This window comes from Pseudoalteromonas sp. 4NS20-0020, assembly GCF_057554385.1.
In genome coordinates, this window is the sequence record NZ_BAAJMI010000006.1 from 141425 (window position 1) to 160348 (window position 18924).

Annotated in this window: 21 protein-coding genes; 19 read left to right on the plus strand and 2 right to left on the minus strand. The window is 40.0% G+C overall.

What is annotated here, in order from left to right:
- Nucleotides 1-12: 12 nt before the first annotated feature.
- On the plus strand, nucleotides 13-393 hold the full coding sequence (locus tag AC27JL_RS16120) for a hypothetical protein (RefSeq protein ID WP_006793771.1): 381 nt from the start codon (nucleotides 13-15) through the stop codon (nucleotides 391-393).
- A 1-nt stretch (nucleotide 394) separates the two neighbouring features.
- Here the strand turns inward: AC27JL_RS16120 and AC27JL_RS16125 are convergent, their stop codons facing one another.
- Nucleotides 395-838, minus strand: a complete 444-nt coding sequence (locus AC27JL_RS16125; RefSeq protein ID WP_305400718.1) for a PaaI family thioesterase — start codon at nucleotides 836-838, stop codon at nucleotides 395-397.
- A 176-nt stretch (nucleotides 839-1014) separates the two neighbouring features.
- On the opposite strand from AC27JL_RS16125, the gene lexA reads away from it, so the two are divergent.
- The 5 genes from lexA (at nucleotide 1015) to AC27JL_RS16150 (ending at nucleotide 6224) form a co-directional block, all read left to right on the plus strand.
- On the plus strand, nucleotides 1015-1632 hold the full coding sequence (gene lexA, locus AC27JL_RS16130) for a transcriptional repressor LexA (RefSeq protein WP_006793773.1): 618 nt from the start codon (nucleotides 1015-1017) through the stop codon (nucleotides 1630-1632).
- A gap of 416 nt (nucleotides 1633-2048) precedes the next feature.
- The gene (gene coxB, locus AC27JL_RS16135; RefSeq protein ID WP_006793774.1) at nucleotides 2049-3191 is read left to right on the plus strand and encodes a cytochrome c oxidase subunit II; all 1143 of its coding nucleotides are present in this window, start codon (nucleotides 2049-2051) and stop codon (nucleotides 3189-3191) included.
- Nucleotides 3191-4783 carry a cytochrome c oxidase subunit I gene (gene ctaD / locus AC27JL_RS16140; RefSeq protein WP_006793775.1) on the plus strand — a complete coding sequence of 531 codons (1593 nt, stop codon included), beginning with the start codon at nucleotides 3191-3193 and terminating at the stop codon, nucleotides 4781-4783. The genes coxB and ctaD overlap by 1 nt, the downstream gene beginning before the upstream one ends.
- The gene (locus AC27JL_RS16145; protein ID WP_010557765.1) at nucleotides 4783-5313 is read left to right on the plus strand and encodes a cytochrome c oxidase assembly protein; all 531 of its coding nucleotides are present in this window, start codon (nucleotides 4783-4785) and stop codon (nucleotides 5311-5313) included. Before ctaD ends, AC27JL_RS16145 begins: the two co-directional genes overlap by 1 nt.
- 35 nt (nucleotides 5314-5348) lie before the next feature.
- Nucleotides 5349-6224 (plus strand): cytochrome c oxidase subunit 3, encoded by an 876-nt coding sequence (locus tag AC27JL_RS16150; protein WP_006793777.1) that lies wholly within the window; start codon nucleotides 5349-5351, stop codon nucleotides 6222-6224.
- Here the strand turns inward: AC27JL_RS16150 and AC27JL_RS16155 are convergent.
- On the minus strand, nucleotides 6124-6435 hold the full coding sequence (locus AC27JL_RS16155) for a DUF2909 domain-containing protein (RefSeq protein WP_074210162.1): 312 nt from the start codon (nucleotides 6433-6435) through the stop codon (nucleotides 6124-6126). The two genes, AC27JL_RS16150 and AC27JL_RS16155, sit on opposite strands and share 101 nt — an antisense overlap.
- A 14-nt stretch (nucleotides 6436-6449) precedes the next feature.
- Here AC27JL_RS16155 and AC27JL_RS16160 point away from each other — a divergent pair, with 14 nt between their 5' ends.
- The 13 genes from AC27JL_RS16160 (at nucleotide 6450) to AC27JL_RS16220 (ending at nucleotide 18914) form a co-directional block, all read left to right on the plus strand.
- Nucleotides 6450-7190, plus strand: a complete 741-nt coding sequence (locus AC27JL_RS16160; RefSeq protein WP_487196072.1) for an SURF1 family protein — start codon at nucleotides 6450-6452, stop codon at nucleotides 7188-7190.
- A complete protein-coding gene (locus AC27JL_RS16165; RefSeq protein ID WP_006793780.1) occupies nucleotides 7180-7674 on the plus strand; it encodes a hypothetical protein in 495 nt (164 codons plus the stop codon). The genes AC27JL_RS16160 and AC27JL_RS16165 overlap by 11 nt, the downstream gene beginning before the upstream one ends.
- A gap of 22 nt (nucleotides 7675-7696) precedes the next feature.
- On the plus strand, nucleotides 7697-8686 hold the full coding sequence (locus tag AC27JL_RS16170; protein WP_277053876.1) for a COX15/CtaA family protein: 990 nt from the start codon (nucleotides 7697-7699) through the stop codon (nucleotides 8684-8686).
- A 12-nt stretch (nucleotides 8687-8698) separates the two neighbouring features.
- Nucleotides 8699-9628: a heme o synthase gene (gene cyoE, locus AC27JL_RS16175; RefSeq protein WP_277053877.1), complete on the plus strand. Its 930-nt coding sequence runs from the start codon at nucleotides 8699-8701 to the stop codon at nucleotides 9626-9628.
- Nucleotides 9625-10236 carry an SCO family protein gene (locus AC27JL_RS16180; protein WP_487196073.1) on the plus strand — a complete coding sequence of 204 codons (612 nt, stop codon included), beginning with the start codon at nucleotides 9625-9627 and terminating at the stop codon, nucleotides 10234-10236. Before cyoE ends, AC27JL_RS16180 begins: the two co-directional genes overlap by 4 nt.
- A 174-nt stretch (nucleotides 10237-10410) precedes the next feature.
- Nucleotides 10411-10683, plus strand: a complete 273-nt coding sequence (locus tag AC27JL_RS16185; protein WP_487196074.1) for an STAS domain-containing protein — start codon at nucleotides 10411-10413, stop codon at nucleotides 10681-10683.
- 8 nt (nucleotides 10684-10691) lie between these two features.
- A complete protein-coding gene (locus tag AC27JL_RS16190) occupies nucleotides 10692-11054 on the plus strand; it encodes a response regulator (protein ID WP_006793785.1) in 363 nt (120 codons plus the stop codon).
- A gap of 14 nt (nucleotides 11055-11068) precedes the next feature.
- Nucleotides 11069-13156, plus strand: coding sequence for a chemotaxis protein CheA (locus AC27JL_RS16195; protein ID WP_276754322.1), 2088 nt, complete (start codon nucleotides 11069-11071; stop codon nucleotides 13154-13156).
- Nucleotides 13153-13617 carry a chemotaxis protein CheW gene (locus AC27JL_RS16200; RefSeq protein WP_006793787.1) on the plus strand — a complete coding sequence of 155 codons (465 nt, stop codon included), beginning with the start codon at nucleotides 13153-13155 and terminating at the stop codon, nucleotides 13615-13617. Before AC27JL_RS16195 ends, AC27JL_RS16200 begins: the two co-directional genes overlap by 4 nt.
- A 50-nt stretch (nucleotides 13618-13667) precedes the next feature.
- Nucleotides 13668-16367 (plus strand): methyl-accepting chemotaxis protein, encoded by a 2700-nt coding sequence (locus tag AC27JL_RS16205; RefSeq protein WP_487196075.1) that lies wholly within the window; start codon nucleotides 13668-13670, stop codon nucleotides 16365-16367.
- A gap of 72 nt (nucleotides 16368-16439) precedes the next feature.
- Nucleotides 16440-17264 (plus strand): CheR family methyltransferase, encoded by an 825-nt coding sequence (locus AC27JL_RS16210; protein WP_006793789.1) that lies wholly within the window; start codon nucleotides 16440-16442, stop codon nucleotides 17262-17264.
- A complete protein-coding gene (gene cheD / locus AC27JL_RS16215; RefSeq protein WP_006793790.1) occupies nucleotides 17254-17871 on the plus strand; it encodes a chemoreceptor glutamine deamidase CheD in 618 nt (205 codons plus the stop codon). Before AC27JL_RS16210 ends, cheD begins: the two co-directional genes overlap by 11 nt.
- 8 nt (nucleotides 17872-17879) lie before the next feature.
- Complete coding sequence (locus tag AC27JL_RS16220; protein ID WP_010557756.1) at nucleotides 17880-18914, plus strand: protein-glutamate methylesterase/protein-glutamine glutaminase; 1035 nt, start codon at nucleotides 17880-17882, stop codon at nucleotides 18912-18914.
- The last annotated feature ends 10 nt before the right edge of the window (nucleotides 18915-18924 follow it).

Here is an 18924-nt window from a genome sequence, read left to right on the forward strand (position 1 = left end):
AAATACGAGACAATGTCGGAAATTCAATTTTTAAATGTAGATCTAGAGCTTGAGTCAAAACAAGATATTAGTGTGCTGGTGGCCGATCTAAAAAAAGTCGCAACGATTTTACATTATGACAAAGACGAATACCGTCAATTAGCACGTATTGAGGTAGCTGGCGATGTAAAATCACCAGACAAAGCAATAAACCATATATGTGAGCTTATTGAGTCATGTTCACGCAATGCATTAAAGCAATGGTTAAGTTGCTCACGTAGAACGTTTGATATAGGGTTTGAGTCAGGCACGTCGCCAAAGTGTTTTAATCAAGCTTTACATGCAGATACACTACTGCGTATATCTGCTATTGGCGCGGGTATGGAAATAACAATTTACCCTCTCGAAAAATAACTTACGCCTTTCGCTCAACAACGGCTGCGGTCATTTTTGATACGCAGCAGAGCTCGTTGCGGCTGTTTGTAATTTTTACTTCCCAAACAGAGCTTCGTTTTCCAATATGAAATGCGCGTGCTGTTGCCGTTAATGTACCATTGCGAGAAGCCTTTAAATGGCTTGCACTTATTTCTTGCCCAACACAGTAAAACTTTGTGAAATCAACCACAAAATTAGCAGCATAGCTAGCTACGGTTTCGGCGAGTACAACGTTTGCGCCGCCATGAACCATGCCAATAGGGTTATGGTGTGCAGGGATTGCAGGCATGGTTGCTACTAGATAATCGTCACCTATCTCTGTTATTTCTATTCCCATGGTTTTCATTAGCGTCCCTTGGCCATTAATGCCTTCGTCCAATTGTTTACACAATGCTAATGTAATGGGTTGATGCCAAATACTCATATAGATTCCTTTAAATTTAATGTAGCAAGTTACTATTTTTATAGGCTATTTTAGAAAGCCCCTAAAATGTACACGTAAGGAAGTAATTTGGCTATTTGAACGAATAATTTAAATTTGCGATTTTTATTTAACTGTATATACTCACAGTTAAATGTACTGTATGGAAAACCAGTTGTATGCGCCCATTAACTAAACGCCAAGCTCAAATACTCGAATTAATTAAAGTGTTTATTAAAGACACTGGTATGCCGCCTACACGTGCCGAAATAGCACAAACGTTAGGGTTTAAAAGTGCAAATGCCGCTGAGGAACATTTAAAAGCCCTTGCCAAAAAAGGGGTGATTAAAATGAAACCTGGCGCAAGCCGTGGAATTCAACTTGTTGAAGAAGAGGAGCCAGAACAATTAGGTTTACCGCTTATTGGCCGAGTTGCGGCGGGTTCCCCTATTTTGGCGCAAGAACATGTAGAAAGCCACTGTAAAATTGACCCATTAATGTTTAAACCAGCTGCCGACTTTTTACTGCGCGTAAACGGTATGAGTATGAAAGATATAGGCATTATGGATGGCGATTTACTTGCTGTGCATAAAACACAAGTGGCTGAAAATGGTCAAGTTGTGGTTGCCCGTGTTGATGACGATGTAACCGTAAAGCGCATTGAAAAGGCGGGTCGCCAGGTGTTGCTTCATGCTGAAAATGACGAGTTTGCACCAATTAAGGTCGATCTTGAAACTGAGTCGTTCAATATTGAAGGCTTGGCAGTGGGTGTAATTCGTAACGCGGACTGGATGTAGTTCTTTCTTATTTTATAAAAAGCGCACTTTTTTGGTGCGCTTTTTTAATTTTTAAAATTTTGTTTGTTTTTTATTCACACTCTTTCATTTCATCCTTAGCCCTTACCACCTCTCGATTTGAGCCATTTTCTTCTACGTTCAACTAAGTCAACTCTCTACTTTTTATATATTTATTGTTTGTTTTTAATACAAAAAACTTGCATGGTGGTTAAATATTAACTAATTGTTAATAAGCTGACGCTGGCAATACTCATCGCTTTTAAGTTTTGAGCACACACAATAAACTTTTGCTAGCGCAGTGAATGCCAATTTTTATAAATAAAACGGCATTAATAAAAAAATAAAAATAACGAATTGGCGTTTAAGCCGTATGCCTCTTCGCTTTGCACTAGCAACAGCATCAAAGGAGTCGTCACATGGGTAAACTTAGTTGTACCTTGTGGCTTATATTGTGTGTTTTTCCGCAGTTAGCCTTGGCAAATAGCCAATTTAATATGCGTAAAGGCGTTACAGATATAAGTGAAAATGTTTACGAATTACACATGACCATATTTTTTATATGTTGTGTGATTGGGATAATAGTGTTTGCCATTATGCTTTGGGCACTCATTCATCATCGCAAATCTAAAGGAGCGGTTCCCGCTCAATTCCACGAAAGCACCAAAGTAGAAATTCTTTGGACCGCCATTCCATTTGTTATTTTAATTGCTATGGCAGTGCCAGCTACAAAAACGTTAATAGCGATGGAAGATGCCAGTAAAGCCGACTTAACAATTAAAGTTACAGGTTCACAGTGGAAATGGCATTATGAATATATGGGAGAAGATGTAGAGTTTTACTCAATGCTTGCAACTCCTCAGGATGAAATAACTAATTTAGCTGATAAAAACCCAAATTATCTACTTGAGGTAGACAAACCCCTCGTACTGCCAATTAATCAAAAAATTCGTTTTTTAATGACCTCAGATGATGTTATCCACTCTTGGTGGGTACCAGACTTTGCCGTTAAAAAAGATGCCAACCCAGGCTTTATTAATGAAACATGGACCAACATAAACGAAGAAGGCATTTACCGAGGTCAGTGTGCTGAGCTGTGCGGTAAAGATCACGGGTTTATGCCCGTTGTGGTAGAGGCTAAATCTGAGGCTGACTTTAAAGTATGGTTGGCCGATGCTAAACAAGCTAAACAACAAGCAGCTTTAGCTGATGCAGCTTTACTTGATCAAACATTACCTAAAGAAGAGCTAATGGAGCTGGGTGCTCAAGTATACATGGCAAGTTGTGCAGCATGTCATCAACCTACGGGGTTAGGGCTACCGGGCGTATTTCCGGCTCTAAAAGGCAGCCCAATTGTACTTGGCGATATAAAAGGTCATATAGACATACTTATTCATGGGAGCCCAGGTACGGCAATGCAATCATTTGCCAAGCAGTTATCTATAAAACAATTGGCTGCGGTTATTACTTACAAGCGAAATGCATGGGGTAACGATACCGGTGATGTTATTCAGCCTAGTGAGATTCAAGCAGCACTTGATGCCGACGTGGAGGCTAACTAATGAGTAGCATAGCAGAACAACCAAACGCCAATGAAGCGCATCATGCTCATCATCCAGCTAAAGGCTTTAAGCGCTGGCTTTATACAACAAATCATAAAGATATTGGCAGTTTATATTTAATATTTTCGTTGACCATGTTTTTAATTGGTGGCGCCATGGCTATGGTGATCAGGGCCGAACTATTTCAGCCTGGGTTGCAGTTGGTCGATCCCCACTTTTTTAATCAAATGACTACAGTTCACGGTTTAATAATGGTGTTTGGCGCCGTTATGCCTGCCTTTACGGGATTAGCCAATTGGATGATACCGTTAATGATAGGTGCGCCAGATATGGCATTACCTAGAATGAATAACTGGAGTTTTTGGATTTTACCTTTCGCATTCTTAATTTTGCTTGCTTCTTTATTTATGCCTGGAGGAGGCCCTGCTTTTGGCTGGACCTTCTATGCTCCGCTTTCAACCACATACAGTAACGACAATACTGCCTTGTTTGTATTTGCGGTGCACATTATGGGTATTAGCTCAATTATGGGTGCTATTAATGTGGTTGTGACTATAGTTAATTTGCGTGCACCTGGGATGACGTGGATGAAACTCCCCTTGTTTGTATGGACATGGCTAATAACGGCATTTTTACTCATTGCTGTTATGCCCGTTTTGGCAGGGGCGGTGACTATGGTTTTAACCGATAAATATTTTGCGACTAGCTTTTTTGACGCTGCCGGCGGTGGCGATCCGGTGATGTTCCAGCATATATTTTGGTTTTTTGGTCACCCCGAAGTTTACATCATGATTTTGCCAGCGTTTGGTATCATTTCAACCATAGTGCCTACTTTTTCGCGTAAAAAGCTATTTGGCTATGCATCTATGGTTTATGCAACGTCATCTATAGCATTGTTAAGCTTTATTGTGTGGGCGCATCACATGTTTACCACCGGTATGCCGGTAGCTGCAGAGCTATTTTTTATGTACTCCACAATGCTGATATCGGTACCTACCGGCGTTAAAGTATTTAATTGGGTAGCCACCATGTGGCGCGGTTCTATTAGCTTTGAAGTCCCTATGATGTTCAGTATTGCTTTTATAGTGCTGTTCACATTAGGTGGTTTTTCAGGGTTGATGCTTGCTATTACTCCCGCTGATTTTCAATACCACGACACTTATTTTGTAGTGGCTCACTTTCATTATGTGTTAGTGACAGGAGCAGTATTTTCTATCATGGCTGGTGCTTATTACTGGCTGCCAAAATGGACTGGCAATATGTTTAATATCACGCTGGCTAAGTGGCATTTTTGGTTGTCGTTAGTCAGTGTAAATGTGCTGTTTTTTCCAATGCATTTTGTGGGTTTGGCTGGTATGCCTCGCCGTATTCCTGATTATGCACTGCAATTTGCAGACTTTAACGCAATTATAAGTATTGGTGGTTTTGCATTTGGTTTATCTCAGCTGTTGTTTGTAGTGGTTGTTTTTAAATGTGCAAGAGGCGGCGAAAAAGTCCCTGCAAAAGTATGGGATGGCGCTGAAGGGTTAGAGTGGGAAGTTGAATCCCCTGCGCCTTACCATACCTTTTCAACACCACCGGAAATTAAATAATGACCCACGCACCGCTCCTTAAACGCTTGATTATTATCAGCATAGGTATGTTTGCGTTTGCGTTTGCCTTAGTGCCGTTATACGACGTGTTTTGTGACTTAACCGGGCTAAATGGTAAGCCATCGTTAGAGCAAGCGCAGCAAAGTAGCGTGATTGAGCAAACAAGGGACGTTAGCGTGAGTTTTACAACTCATGCACAAAGCGGTGCACCTTTTGAGGTGAAATCAAAAGAGTACAGTGTGGTTGTGAAACCCGGAGAAATGCGAGAAGTCGTTTTTAGCGCAAAAAATAGTAGTGAACTCGATAAAGTTATGCAGGCAGTACCGTCTGTTTCACCAGGCAAAGCGGCAAAATATTTACACAAAATGGCCTGCTTTTGCTTTGATCAACAACCCCTAAAAGCGGGAGAAGAGCTCGAATTTAAATTGCTTTTTTATGTTGATACAGCGCTTCCAAGTGATGTTGAAGAGCTAACTTTGTCTTACACCGTATTTGATATTAGTGAGCAACTAGTTGCCAGTAATAACTAGCAACAAACACTAGTGCGAAACTAGGAGCAAGTAAAATGAATCAAGAACATGAGCATTATTACGTACCAGAGCAAAGCCCGTGGCCCATTGTAGGAGCGGTTGCGTTGTTTTTTATCGCCGTAGGCGCAGGCTTAACAGTTATGGAAGTTGGCAAGGAAGGGGGGAGCGGTGTTTATTTACTTTATGCCGGTATAGCCGTTCTTTTATATATGTTATTTGGCTGGTTTAAAAATGTTATTCACGAGTCAGGCCAAGGGTTGTACTCAGCACAAATGGATCGTTCTTTTCGACAAGGCATGAGCTGGTTCATTTTTTCTGAGGTTATGTTTTTTATGGCCTTTTTTGGTGCGTTATTTTATGCACGTATGATTTCGGTGCCTTGGTTGGGGGGCGCGGGTAACAATGCTATGACTAATGAAGTGTTGTGGCCTACTTTTGAAGCTATGTGGCCTTTGGTTGTTACACCTTCCGGTGACACAACCCAAGCTATGGGGTGGCAAGGCCTACCATTAATCAATACGTTAATTTTAATCGCTTCATCGGTCACGTTACATTTTGCCCATGTTGCAATGGAAAACAACAAACGTAAACCACTGAAAGTATTTTTAGGACTTACGGTGTTATTGGGCGTGTGCTTTTTAGCATTGCAAGTAGAGGAATACGTTCATGCATACAATGACTTAAATCTAACATTAGATGCCGGTGTGTACGGTAATACATTCTTTTTGCTTACAGGCTTTCATGGCATGCATGTCACACTCGGAGCCATACTTTTATTTGTCATTTTAATACGAATATTAAAAGGTCATTTTACCAAAGAAAAGCACTTTGCGTTTCAAGCTGCTGCTTGGTATTGGCATTTTGTTGATGTGGTATGGCTGTGTTTATTTGTGTTTGTATATGTGCTGTAACGTTTATCGGCGAGCTATTTGCCTTTATATAACCGAGCTTGACCGCTGCGATTGCAACCACTAATACAACAACCGAAAACAACACTCGGCGCCCTAAAAAGTGAGACATAGGTCGCCCGTTTGTTTTCCCAGACACCATAATAAATAGCGCTCTAAATAAGTTAAAAAGTATAAACATTAACAACAGTACAATAATAATTTTAATAATCACTGAGTTGACCCTTTATGCAAGTAGTTTTAAGGCACAAACAAAAGCTTAGTTCAATAATCACAATTTGTATGGTTGTGGTTGTCGTGCTGGTATGTGTGCGCCTAGGTTTTTGGCAATTAGAACGAGGTGAAAAAAAACAGCAACAGCTCACTGCCATTGCTCAAATACAAACTCATGGTGTGATGAGTTGGTCGCAGTTGCTTAATTTACCAAAGCAGTGGAATAAAACCGGTGTACTAGTCGAGCTTAAAGGGACACTTTTAAGCGAGCATTACTGGTTGTTAGATAATCAAGTATATAACGGACAAGTGGGTTACGACCTACTCGCCCTGTTAAAACCAAATAATGATATGCGTGCAGTATTGGTTAATTTAGGTTGGGTGAGAGCCCCGCTATCACGGGATATTTTACCTGCAGTAGTTATGCCCCAAGGTGAGTTTACGGTCAAAGCACAAATTAAAGAGAATAACCTCAGTAGTTTTACCCTAGAAGACAAAACCTCGAGTGGTGATTTGCCCAAACGCATTCAATCAATCGACTTAAGCTTTATACAATCACACACTCATTTCACATTGGTTAACTTTATGGCTTACCGCCAAGGTGAGGGTGATGAAATTGCGATACCGCATTACGAAGCGGTTGTAATGAGCCCACAAAAACATAACGCCTATGCGGTGCAGTGGTTTTTAATCGCCTTTGCATGTGTTGTTGTAGCCATTTTTGCGAGTAAAAAAAGGAATCAAAATGAAAAATAAACCCCTTTTATTGTTTGTAACCTGTTGTGCTATCCCTTTGTTTTTAGCCTATAGCGCGCTCAAATTCGATTGGTTACCTAGTGCGGTTACAAATCACGGTGAATTTCTAAATGAAGAGATAAAACTAGAAAACTGGCAACAAAATAATCCTAAACAATGGACTATAGCGCTTAATTATTCGAGTGAGTGCAGTGCGTCATGTAACGAGCAACTTGAGGCGCTTAATAATTTGTATATAGCGCTTGGTAAAAATCAAGGAAAGGTAGATATGGCTGTTATGGGAAGTCCTTCACAAGCTGACTTACCATGGAAAAAAATGGCCCAGCAAGCAAGCTTGACCCCCGCAAGTTTGTATTTAATTGATCATATGGGGCTTGTGGTACTTGAGTACCCATACAAAGCAAAGCCTCAAGAAAACCGCTTAGTTCAAAAAGGGCTATTAAAGGATTTAAAAAAACTACTTAATTATTCTCGTTCAAGCTAATCCGTTTAGTGTGAGGTTAAAGATGTACAAAAATTATAAGAATTGGGTTTTATTGACCGGACTTTTTGCTTTAGTTGTTGTTGCACTGGGTGCATACACTCGTTTGAGTGATGCAGGACTGGGTTGCCCAGATTGGCCCGGGTGTTATGGCTTTTTAACGGTTCCTAAACATGAAGCTGATATTGCTTTAGCAACACAAAGCTACCCTGATATGGTGTTTGAAAAAGCAAAAGCCTGGAAAGAAATGATTCATAGGTATTTTGCGGGCACCTTAGGATTGATGATTTTAGCGCTGTTTATTGTTGCTTTTTTAAAGCGTCAATTTCCAACTACACCATTAAAGCTCACATCTTTATTGCTATTACTTGTTGTGTTTCAAGCTGCCTTAGGTATGTGGACTGTCACTATGAATCTGCAACCACTTATTGTGATGGGGCATTTATTGGGTGGTTTTAGTATTTTATCGCTAATTACATTGCTGTATTTAAGGTTAACAGCAAAACCCATTATGGGCGGAGATGCGGGGGCTAAGCGGTATTATGGATTAAGTTTAATTGCGCTTATTGTACTGGTCTTTCAAATAGCGCTGGGTGGTTGGCTTGCGGCTAATTACGCCGCACCACACTGTAATGGTTTACCTTTATGTGATTACGCTCAGCCTTTTTCACTGAGGAGTGTTTTTCAGTTACCGCTTGAACACAGCAACTATGAGTTTGGTGTGCTTTCACAACAAGCAAGAATGTCTATTCACTTATTACACCGTATTTGGGCATTAGTAACCTGCATAGTATTGGCGCTTATTATGTGGAAAATTTACAGTCACGCTTACTCTCAAAAAATTAAAAGCTGCGTAATAGCAGTATTGGTTACTTTATTTTGCCAAATTAGCTTAGGACTCATTTTGGTACATTGGCACTTTCCGTTGGGTGTAGCACTGGCGCATAACCTAATGGCTGCCATACTGTTATTAAGTATGGTTAGGTTGTGTTATTACCTAAAATCACGCACATAAAGGAGAAATATAATGGCACTAACAATAAACAAAAAAACAATACAGCCTGCACATACTCAATCACTTAGCTTGCGTGCTTACGATCTATTACAAGATTACTTAGCCATCAGTAAATTTAAAGTGGTGGCGATGTTGGTTTTAACAGCCTGGGTTGGATTAGCATTAGCCCCGGATGTTGGACGTGGAATAGGCGTTCAGATGATTAGTCTATTAGGAATAGGGCTGTTATCTGCTGCCGCTGCCGTTATTAACCATGTAGTAGATAGCGAAATAGACTCTAAAATGGCAAGAACGCGTCATCGCCCTGTTGCTAAAGGGCGTTTAAGTAAAACACATGCATTAACGTTTGCGGCAAGTATTGGTATTGCTGGTTTCATCATGCTTATGGTGTGGGCTAATACGCTTACAGCAATATTAACGTTATTTGCATTAGTGGGTTATGCCTTCATTTATACGTCATTTTTAAAACGTGCAACACCTCAAAATATTGTAATAGGCGGACTTGCTGGAGCGATGCCGCCATTGCTTGGTTGGGTATCTGAAACAAACCAAATGGCAGCAGCGCCGTGGTTGCTTGTTATGATTATATTTACCTGGACTCCTCCTCATTTTTGGGCTTTAGCCATTGCTCGAAAAAGTGATTACGAGCGTGCAAAAATTCCAATGCTGCCGGTTACCCACGGTATCGACTTTTGTAAAACATGTGTAGTTGCATACTCAGTTTTATTGGCCTTAGTGTGTGTGATGCCATACTTAATTGGTATGTCAGGGGGTATTTACTTAGTGGGTGCTTGTGCGCTAAATAGTGTGTTTATGTACAAAGCCATTAAGTTAAAATTTGCAGCTAATAACGACAAGGCTATGGATTTATTTCGTTTTTCGATAGTGCATTTAATGGTACTCTTCGTGATCTTATTTATAGATAAATGGCTTTCTTTATGAAACGGTTATGGCTTTTAGTAATTGTTGTTTTAAGTTTATTTTTATCAGCGTGCTCAAGTGAAAACGATCCTCAAAATTTAAATGCACTTGTTTATGAAAACGCTAAATCACTTTCGGATTTTACGTTAAAAAATCAGCACGGCGAACCAGTGACAAAAGCGCAATTTAAAGGGCAATGGAATTTAGTGTTTTTAGGATACACAAGTTGTCCCGATATATGCCCGTTAACATTGGCTAAGTTAAACGCAGTTTATAAAGAGCTGGAAGCTGATTACCCATTACAAATATGGTTTGTGTCGGTCGATCCAAACAGAGATACAGCAGAAAAACGAAAACAATATATAGATTACTTTAACCCCAATTTTTTGGCTGTTTCAGGGGAGCACAAAGATCTTTTTCCAGTAGTAAGAGAGCTTGGCCTCATTTACGCAATTAGTGATACAACAAAAGCTGATTATGCGGTTGATCATAGCGCATCAGTTGCGTTGGTTGATAATACAGGAGCGCTAAGAGCTATTTTCAAACCTGAGTTTAAGCAAGGCAGTGTGCCGCTTATTAATTCAACTCAATTAACGCAAGAGTTTAAAGTTATTGCAAACTACTACTAAAAACTGACTTTTTAAATTTTCACGTATTTTAAGGGGGCTTTAGGCTCCCTTTTTTGTTTTTTCATTCCTGTTTATAAATTTATTAAATTTTTTTTTGACCCTTTTATGGCAATTTTAACAACTAGAGCTAAGCTTTTGTTATGAATTGAAATGAAAGGGATTACACAATTTTAAATGTTAAAACTTCCAAGCGAACTTGTGATTACCCAAGTTGAAACGCTCCACCAAGACTTACTACAAGAACTCAATAGCAACGACGATATCAGTCTTGATATTAGCGGTGTAGTGTCTGCAGATACTGCATCTATTCAGCTGTTATGTGCGCTTCAAAAACACTTACTTTCCATCCAACATAAAATTATATGGGTCGGCAGTAGTACAGCATTAGCACATACCATTAATCAGCTTGGCTTAAGTCATTATTTAACAATCGAAAGAAATAGTTAGAGGTTTATATGAAAAAAATCTTAGCAGTTGATGATTCAGCGTCAATGCGTCAGATGGTGAGCTTTACCTTAAAAACCGCAGGCTTTGATGTAACAGAGGCCAAAGACGGCAGTGAGGCATTGGCTATTGCTAAGCAGCAAGGTTTTGATGCGGTTATTTCAGATGTAAACATGCCCATTATGGATGGTATTACATTAATCCGAGAGCTACGTACGTTACCCGATTATAAATTTACACCATTGCTGATGCTAACAACCGAGTCGGGCTTAGAAAAAAAGGTAGAAGGTAAAGCGGCTGGTGCAACAGGCTGGATAGTAAAGCCATTTAATCCTGAGCAGTTACTAGCGGTGATTAAAAAGGTTATTCGTTAGTCAAGGAGCGCAAAGTGAGTATAGATTTAAGTCAATTTTTTGAAGTTTTCTTTGAAGAGAGTTTTGAAGGCCTCGATACCATGGAAGCTGAGCTTTTAAACTTAGTACCCGGTGAGGAAGACTTAGAAACTATTAACACTATTTTTAGAGCCGCTCATTCAATAAAAGGGGGGAGTGGGACATTTGGTTTTTCATCGGTGTCTGATTTTACTCATGTACTTGAAACCTTACTGGACCAAATTCGTCAAGGCGAGCGCACCCTGACAACCGAGCACGTTAATTTATTACTTAAAGCGGTTGATTGCCTTCGTTCGTTACTGGCTGGATTGCAGGCAGAGCAAGAGCCCGACTTAACTGAAGCCGATACTCTACGAGCACAATTTGAAGAAGTGCTAGGAATAAATAGCACAACGCAAGAGTCCAACATTCAAACGTCTGATAGCCAGTCTGATAGCGATACATACCAAATAGACTTTAAGCCTCATCATCACTTATTTAAAACAGGTAATGAACCACTCATTATGATTAGTGAGCTTGAGCAGTTAGGCGAGTTAGATACCACCGTTTTTTATGATGAAGTCCCTGAAATAACCAATTTGAGTAGTGATGAGTGCTTTTTACATTGGCGTTTTTTCTTAAATACCAGCCATGGTGAAAGCGCAATTAAAGAGGTGTTCGAATGGGTTGAAGATGATGCTGATATTACCATTGAACTGTGTGGCGGCCTGTTTACTGATGAGTTACCCGCTCCTGAAAATGACAGTAGTACAGTAGATCAAGAGCCATCAATCCAAGAGCCAGAGCCAAAGCAGGCGGAACAAGCTAAGCCCATAAAGCCAACCTCTGCTAATACGAATAAAAAATCAACAACACCCGAGTCGACTTCTATTCGCGTTGGGATTGATAAAGTTGACTCATTAATAAACATGGTGGGTGAGCTTGTTATTACCCAAGCCATGCTTAATCAACTTAGCGAGCAAGACATTACGCCAGCAACAATTACGGCATTGCAAGAAGGTTTAGCGCAACTTGCGCACAACACTCGCGATTTACAAGAAAACGTAATGCGTATCCGCATGTTGCCAATTAATTTTGTATTTAGCCGTTTCCCACGTTTGGTACGCGACATTGCGCAAAAGCTAAATAAACAGGTTGAATTGAAGCTGATAGGCGAGCAAACCGAATTAGACAAAACCGTGATGGAAAAAATTTCTGATCCTATGGTTCATTTGGTTAGAAACTCATTAGATCATGGCCTAGAAACGGTTGAGAAAAGACTGCAAGCCGGAAAAGATCCAGTAGGAACGGTCACTTTAAATGCATTTCACCAAGGCGGAAATATTGTTATTGAAATAATGGATGATGGGCAAGGGCTAAACACTAAAAAAATTCAAGAAAAAGCCATTGCTAATGGACTGATCTCTGCCGACAACCACCTTAGCAATGAGGAAATAAACGAGCTTATATTTATGCCTGGTTTTTCCACTATGGATGAAGTGAGTGACTTATCTGGCCGTGGTGTTGGTATGGATGTAGTTAAGCGTAATATTCAGTCATTAAATGGCTCTGTAGAGGTTACATCTGCGCCAGGTGTAGGATCAACGTTTACAATTAGATTACCACTTACACTGGCTATTTTAGATGGCCAATTAGTTAAAGTGGCCCAGCATACCTATATTATTCCGCTTATTTCTATTGTTGAATCGCTGCAAATTGATATTGCCAAAGTAAGCCGTGTAGGCAAAAACCTAGACGTACTTAGATTGCGTGATGAATACATTCCAATTTTAAGACTCTACGATATTTTTAATCATGATAACGCCATTGAGTCTCTTGATAAAACCCTGCTTGTTGTCGTAGAAACCGACAATCAAAAAGTGGGTTTATTGGTAGATGACCTCTTATCGCAACAACAGGTTGTTATTAAAAGTTTAGAGGCAAATTACCAAAAAGTAGATGGTATATCCGGTGCGACTATTTTGGGCGATGGACGGGTTTCATTGATAGTTGATATAAGCGGGTTGATAAAGCTTTCAGGTTTAAAAAAGCCGGGCAGCCAAGAGTTAAGTATTGAGTCGCAAGCTGCTTTGGAGGCGTTATGATTTCGGAGCTAAATCTGCAGCAGCAAAAGGGCGTGAAACAATTTTTAACATTCATTATGGCTGATGAAGAGTACGGCGTAGATATTTTAACTGTGCAAGAAATTCGTAGCTGGGAGGAAATAACCGTTTTACCCAACGCTCCCGAATTTGTAAAAGGCGTTATAAATTTGCGTGGCACCATAGTGCCGATTATTGATTTAAGGCTGCGATTTGGCTTGCCCAGTATAGAGTATGGGCCGCTTACAGTGGTAATTGTAGTAAAAATAGAGTTTGAGCACGACAGTAAAATTATTGGTATTACCGTTGATGCCGTTTCTGAGGTTTACAGTATTTCAGAGCAAGATGCCAAAGCGGTACCAAGTATTTCAGAAACAAATAACGACGATTATGTGGCAGGGTTAGTTAACGTGGGTGAAAAAATGGTGGCGTTAATCGACTTGCAAAAAACAATGAATATTTAGAGTCAGTATTTGCTAAATAAAGTAAAAATAACTTAAAGGTGGTGATGAGCATGGGATGGTTTAGTAATCCAAAACAGTCTGAATCAAATAATGATTTAATTGTAAGCGCATTAAATAAGTCATTAGCTGTGATTGAGTTTGAGCCAAGCGGTAAAGTAATTACCGCTAATGCTAATTTTCTTCGCGTAATGGAATATCAACTAGAAGAGATTCAAGGCCAGCATCACTCTTTATTTGTTGATAACACTGAGGCCCAAGGGAGTGACTACACACATTTTTGGGTACGATTAAACAGCGGCGAGTTTATATCTCAAGAATTTAGGCGTTTTACCAAAAGTGGTAAGGAGGTTTGGATTCAGGCCACTTATAACCCAATTATAAACTCCCAGGGGCAAGTTATTAAGGTTGTAAAATTTGCGACGGATATAACACCACAAAAACTCGCTGCTGCAGAGGCAAGAGGGCAAATTAATGCAATTAGTAAGTCTCAAGCAGTAATAGAGTTTAATTTAGACGGCACCATTATTGATGCAAACGATAACTTTTTAAATACGTTGGGGTATCAGCTTAACGACATTATAGGGCAGCACCACCGATTATTTGTTACACCTGAACACGCAAATAGTGATGAATATAAAGCTTTTTGGGCTAAGTTAGGGCGCGGTGAATTTGACTCGGGTGAATATTTAAGAATAGGTAAACAAGGTCAGGAAGTTTGGATTCAGGCCTCTTATAACCCAATCTATGATATGAATGGCAAGCCATTTAAAGTAATTAAATACGCATCCGATATAACAGCTCAAAAAGAGTTAGAAAAATCTTCGCGTAAAACTGCAGACTTAGCCAGCGCCTTAAAAGTATGCCAAGCAAATGTAATGATTGCAGACCAAGACCTCAATATTGTATTCGTAAACGAGCGCGTGCAAGACATGTTAAAAGCGCGAGAAAAAGACCTAAAAACCGTATTACCACAATTTTCTGTTGATAATTTAATAGGTACTTGTGTTGATGATTTTCATAAGAAGCCGTCACACCAACGAGATTTATTAAAAAATTTAGATAAGCCTTATAAAGCAGAGCTGCGTTTAGCGGGGCTTATTTTTACATTAATAGCGACGCCATGGTACAGCCAAGAAGGAAAGAAACTCGGTACCATTGTTGAGTGGGACGATATTACTGAAAAGGTTGCTAAAGCTGACGCAGAGCGTGCCATAGCACAAGAAAACCTTCGTGTGCGTCAAGCACTTGATACTGTCGCGACTAATACCATGATTGCAGATTCATCAAATGTCATTGTGTACATGAATAAAGCTGTTAGAAATATGATGCGTATTGCTGAAAATGACCTTCGAAAAGACTTACCTAATTTTGATAGCAAAAATCTACTTAATCAAAATATTGATGTATTTCATAAAAACCCAGCGCACCAACAAAACCTATTAGCAACGTTAAAAAATACTTATAGCACGCAAATAAAGGTTGGTGGACGCACATTTGGATTGGTTGCAAACCCAATAATAACCCCAGAGCAAGAGAGAATTGGCACCGTTGTAGAGTGGGAAGATAGAACCGCAGAAGTTGCAATAGAAAGAGAAATAGCGCAATTAGTGAGTGCTGCAGGAGAGGGAGACCTCGATACGCGTGTAATGGAAGAGGGTAAAGAGGGGTTCTTTTTACGCTTGGCACAAGGGTTAAACAGTTTAGTTAAAATTGTAGACGATGCGGTCGCAGACACTGGCAATATGCTAGATGCCTTGGCAACCGGTGACTTATCTAAGCGAATTGAAAAAGAATACAAAGGGTCATTTGATAAATTAAAACGCGACGCAAACACCACGGCAGATAAATTAACGGAGGTTATTAATCGTATAAGTTCATCAGCAACCTTAGTGGCCAGTGGCGCAGAAGAAATTTCTCAGGGGAACGCAGATTTAAGTCAGCGCACGGAAGAGCAAGCATCATCATTGGAAGAAACCGCCTCAAGTATGGAAGAAATGACGAGTACAGTCCGTCAAAATGCAGACAATGCTAAAGTGGCAAATACACTCGCAGAAGAAACATGCGATAAAGCGATTCAAGGTGGTGAAGTGGTTAATCGTGCTGTGACGAGTATGTCGGCAATTAATGAATCGAGTAAAAAGATTGCTGACATCATTGGTGTGATTGACGAAATTGCATTTCAAACTAACTTACTTGCACTTAATGCGGCCGTTGAAGCAGCTAGAGCGGGAGAGCAAGGGCGTGGCTTTGCGGTTGTTGCAGGTGAAGTGCGTAATTTAGCTCAGCGCTCAGCAGGGGCCGCTAAAGAAATTAAAGAGCTGATAAGAGATAGTGTAGGTAAAGTAGCAGATGGCTCTCAGCTTGTTAATGAATCAGGTGCAACGCTTAAAGAAATTGTGGTGTCGGTACAAAAAGTGACGCAAATGATTTCAGATATTACAGAGGCATCTGAAGAGCAAAGTGCAGGTATAGAGCAAGTAAATAAAGCTATATCTCAAATGGATGAAATGACCCAGCAAAACGCAGCCTTAGTTGAAGAAGCATCGGCTGCAGGTGAGTCAATGGCTGAGCAAGCAAATGAAATGCGCAGACTCCTTAATTTCTTTTCACTGGGTCAGCAAGACATGGCTATTATGTCGCCCACGATGAATACCCCAAGTTTAGCTCACAAATCACAAAGTAACGCAGTACAAAGCAAGCCAAGAGGCGATAATTTTATTGATTCGGCAGACGAGTGGGAAGAATTTTAATTATTTGATTACAGGCCTTATTGGAAAAGCGCTCAATAAGGCCACACTCACTACTATGTATGAGAGCTGCTAATGAAAGAGTTTCTGTGTACCGATCGCGATTTTAAAGACATTGCCAATTTAGTTTACAACGCTTGCGGTATTGTATTAGGCGATCATAAACGTGAAATGGTGTACTCACGTTTAGCAAGGCGGATAAGAGCGCTAAAATTAAACGACTTTAAAGCCTACTTAGCCTACTTAGATACGCATAAAGACCAAGAGTTTGATGCGTTTATAAATGCAATTACCACTAATTTAACGTCTTTTTTTCGTGAAGTTCATCATTTTGAATTTATTAAATCTGAGCTTATACCTAACTTAATAAAGGCGAACAAAGACACCAAGCGGGTCAGAATATGGTCTGCAGGCTGCTCAACAGGAGAAGAGCCCTACAGCTTAGCAATGACGCTAAATAATGCATTTCCAAGTAATTGGGATGTAAAGATTTTAGCCACCGATTTAGATTCTAACGTGTTAGAAAAAGCGCAAAAAGGTGTGTATACCGCGGCAAACGTAAATGGCTTAGATGCCACTCATCTAAAGCGTTGGTTTTTAAAAAGTAAAGATGGCGAACACTATAAAGTGAAAGACACGCTGCGTGAGCGTATTTCTTTTAAGCGCTTAAACCTATTGCAAGACTGGCCAATGAAAGGGCCGTTTGATCTTATTTTATGCCGCAACGTGGTTATTTATTTTGATAAAGAAACGAAAGATCATTTATTTAAACGCTATGCAAATATTCTAAGCGATCACGGTTACTTATTTTTAGGTCACTCAGAGAGTATGGGTAAAGAGCACTCAAATTATAAAAATTTAGGAAAAACTATGTATCAATTGAGAGCACATGCAGGCTGAATTTAGAAGTGTTTTACCCAGTTTTGAACACATTAAGCGTTACTGGGATTCAGGAAGAAATCATGTTGTTGCCAAAGTGCTTCCAGGAGAATTTTATGTATCTAAAAATAATGAATTGATTTCAACGGTACTTGGCTCATGTATTGCGGCCTGTGTTTACGATGAAGTGTTAGGTATTGGCGGGATGAATCATTTTATGCTGCCGATACAAAAAGGCGTAGAGCTTAAAAGTGCACACGGCTTAAACTGCCGTTATGGTAATTGGGCTATGGAATACCTAATTAATGAAGTATTAAAAAACGGTGCGTCTCGTCATAATTTAAAAATTAAGCTATTTGGTGGCGGAAAAATAATTAGTGCAATGACAGATATTGGGCTGGGTAATATTAGTTTTGCTACCGCCTATGTCAAAGAAGAAGCCTTAAATTTAGTGGCCCATGATATGGGCGGCCCGTGGCCTAGAAAAATATTTTTTCATCCACAAACGGGTAAAGTGTATATGAAAAAACTTAAAAAATTACATAATGATACCATTGAAAAGCGCGAAGTACGTTACTTGCAAAACCTTAAAAAGCAAGAAGTGGTATCGAATATAGAGTTGTTTTAGGAGTCGCTATGATAAATGTATTAATAATCGATGACTCCCCTTTAATTAGAGGGTTGCTTACAGAAATACTGCAACAAGCTAACGACATTAACGTAGTGGGCTGCGCAGAAGATCCATACCAAGCACGCGAAATGATTAAAAAACTTAATCCCGATGTACTTACCTTAGATGTAGAAATGCCAAAAATGGATGGGATTAGCTTTTTAAAAAACCTAATGCGCCTAAGGCCTATGCCCGTGGTTATGATTTCTACGCTTACGCAGAAGGGGTCGCCCATTACATTAGAGGCGTTAGAGCTAGGTGCTGTGGATTTTATTGCTAAGCCAACAAGTAACGTAAGAGCCCAGCTGAGTCATTACGCGTCACTGGTTCAACAAAAGGTAAGAATAGCCGCCGGTGCACGAATACGCAGCTTTAAAAAAGCGCCACCCGATACAAAACCTATAAGTTCAGAGACTGAATTTTTATTAAATAAAGTGATTGCAATTGGTGCATCTACCGGGGGTACCGAGGCAATAAAAGAAGTACTAATAAAAATGCCAGTTAATTGCCCTCCTATTGTAATTACTCAGCATATTCCTCCCGTATTTAGTGCCTCGTTTGCTGAGCGTATGGATAGAACATGCTTAATTAATGTGAAAGAGGCACAACATGGCGACAAGCTAAGCCCAGGTTGGGCTTATATTGCCCCCGGCGGGCTTCATTTAAGCGTAAAAAAGCGAGGAATTGCTTTGTATTGCCAGCTCGACGATGGTGAGCCTGTAAATCGGCATAAACCAGCCGTTGACGTACTATTTGATTCGCTTGTAAATTGTGGATCAAAAAATATAGTGGCAGCAATACTTACAGGTATGGGCGCTGATGGGGCTAAAGGACTGTTAGCACTGAAGCAAAACGGTGCATACACGTTAGCGCAAGATGAATACTCATCAGTTGTGTGGGGAATGCCTAAAGCCGCCATTGATTTAAATGCAGCCAATGAAGTGGCTGCACTTGATAAAATGGCTGAGCGATTATTAAGCCAAGCAGTTAAACCTAACTAAATAGAAAGCT

Excerpts from the sequence above, each read along its gene's own strand:
- AC27JL_RS16185 (WP_487196074.1), top strand. The coding sequence starts at position 10,411 with ATGTTAAAACTTCCAAGCGAACTTGTGATTACCCAAGTTGAAACGCTC.
- AC27JL_RS16220 (WP_010557756.1), top strand. The coding sequence starts at position 17,880 with ATGATAAATGTATTAATAATCGATGACTCCCCTTTAATTAGAGGGTTG.
- AC27JL_RS16160 (WP_487196072.1), top strand. The coding sequence starts at position 6,450 with ATGCAAGTAGTTTTAAGGCACAAACAAAAGCTTAGTTCAATAATCACA.
- cyoE (WP_277053877.1), top strand. The coding sequence starts at position 8,699 with ATGGCACTAACAATAAACAAAAAAACAATACAGCCTGCACATACTCAA.
- cheD (WP_006793790.1), top strand. The coding sequence starts at position 17,254 with ATGCAGGCTGAATTTAGAAGTGTTTTACCCAGTTTTGAACACATTAAG.
- AC27JL_RS16180 (WP_487196073.1), top strand. The coding sequence starts at position 9,625 with ATGAAACGGTTATGGCTTTTAGTAATTGTTGTTTTAAGTTTATTTTTA.
- AC27JL_RS16170 (WP_277053876.1), top strand. The coding sequence starts at position 7,697 with ATGTACAAAAATTATAAGAATTGGGTTTTATTGACCGGACTTTTTGCT.
- coxB (WP_006793774.1), top strand. The coding sequence starts at position 2,049 with ATGGGTAAACTTAGTTGTACCTTGTGGCTTATATTGTGTGTTTTTCCG.
- AC27JL_RS16150 (WP_006793777.1), top strand. The coding sequence starts at position 5,349 with ATGAATCAAGAACATGAGCATTATTACGTACCAGAGCAAAGCCCGTGG.
- AC27JL_RS16120 (WP_006793771.1), top strand. The coding sequence starts at position 13 with ATGTCGGAAATTCAATTTTTAAATGTAGATCTAGAGCTTGAGTCAAAA.
- AC27JL_RS16165 (WP_006793780.1), top strand. The coding sequence starts at position 7,180 with ATGAAAAATAAACCCCTTTTATTGTTTGTAACCTGTTGTGCTATCCCT.
- AC27JL_RS16210 (WP_006793789.1), top strand. The coding sequence starts at position 16,440 with ATGAAAGAGTTTCTGTGTACCGATCGCGATTTTAAAGACATTGCCAAT.
- AC27JL_RS16145 (WP_010557765.1), top strand. The coding sequence starts at position 4,783 with ATGACCCACGCACCGCTCCTTAAACGCTTGATTATTATCAGCATAGGT.
- AC27JL_RS16190 (WP_006793785.1), top strand. The coding sequence starts at position 10,692 with ATGAAAAAAATCTTAGCAGTTGATGATTCAGCGTCAATGCGTCAGATG.
- ctaD (WP_006793775.1), top strand. The coding sequence starts at position 3,191 with ATGAGTAGCATAGCAGAACAACCAAACGCCAATGAAGCGCATCATGCT.
- AC27JL_RS16125 (WP_305400718.1), bottom strand. The coding sequence starts at position 838 with ATGAGTATTTGGCATCAACCCATTACATTAGCATTGTGTAAACAATTG.
- AC27JL_RS16205 (WP_487196075.1), top strand. The coding sequence starts at position 13,668 with ATGGGATGGTTTAGTAATCCAAAACAGTCTGAATCAAATAATGATTTA.
- lexA (WP_006793773.1), top strand. The coding sequence starts at position 1,015 with ATGCGCCCATTAACTAAACGCCAAGCTCAAATACTCGAATTAATTAAA.
- AC27JL_RS16200 (WP_006793787.1), top strand. The coding sequence starts at position 13,153 with ATGATTTCGGAGCTAAATCTGCAGCAGCAAAAGGGCGTGAAACAATTT.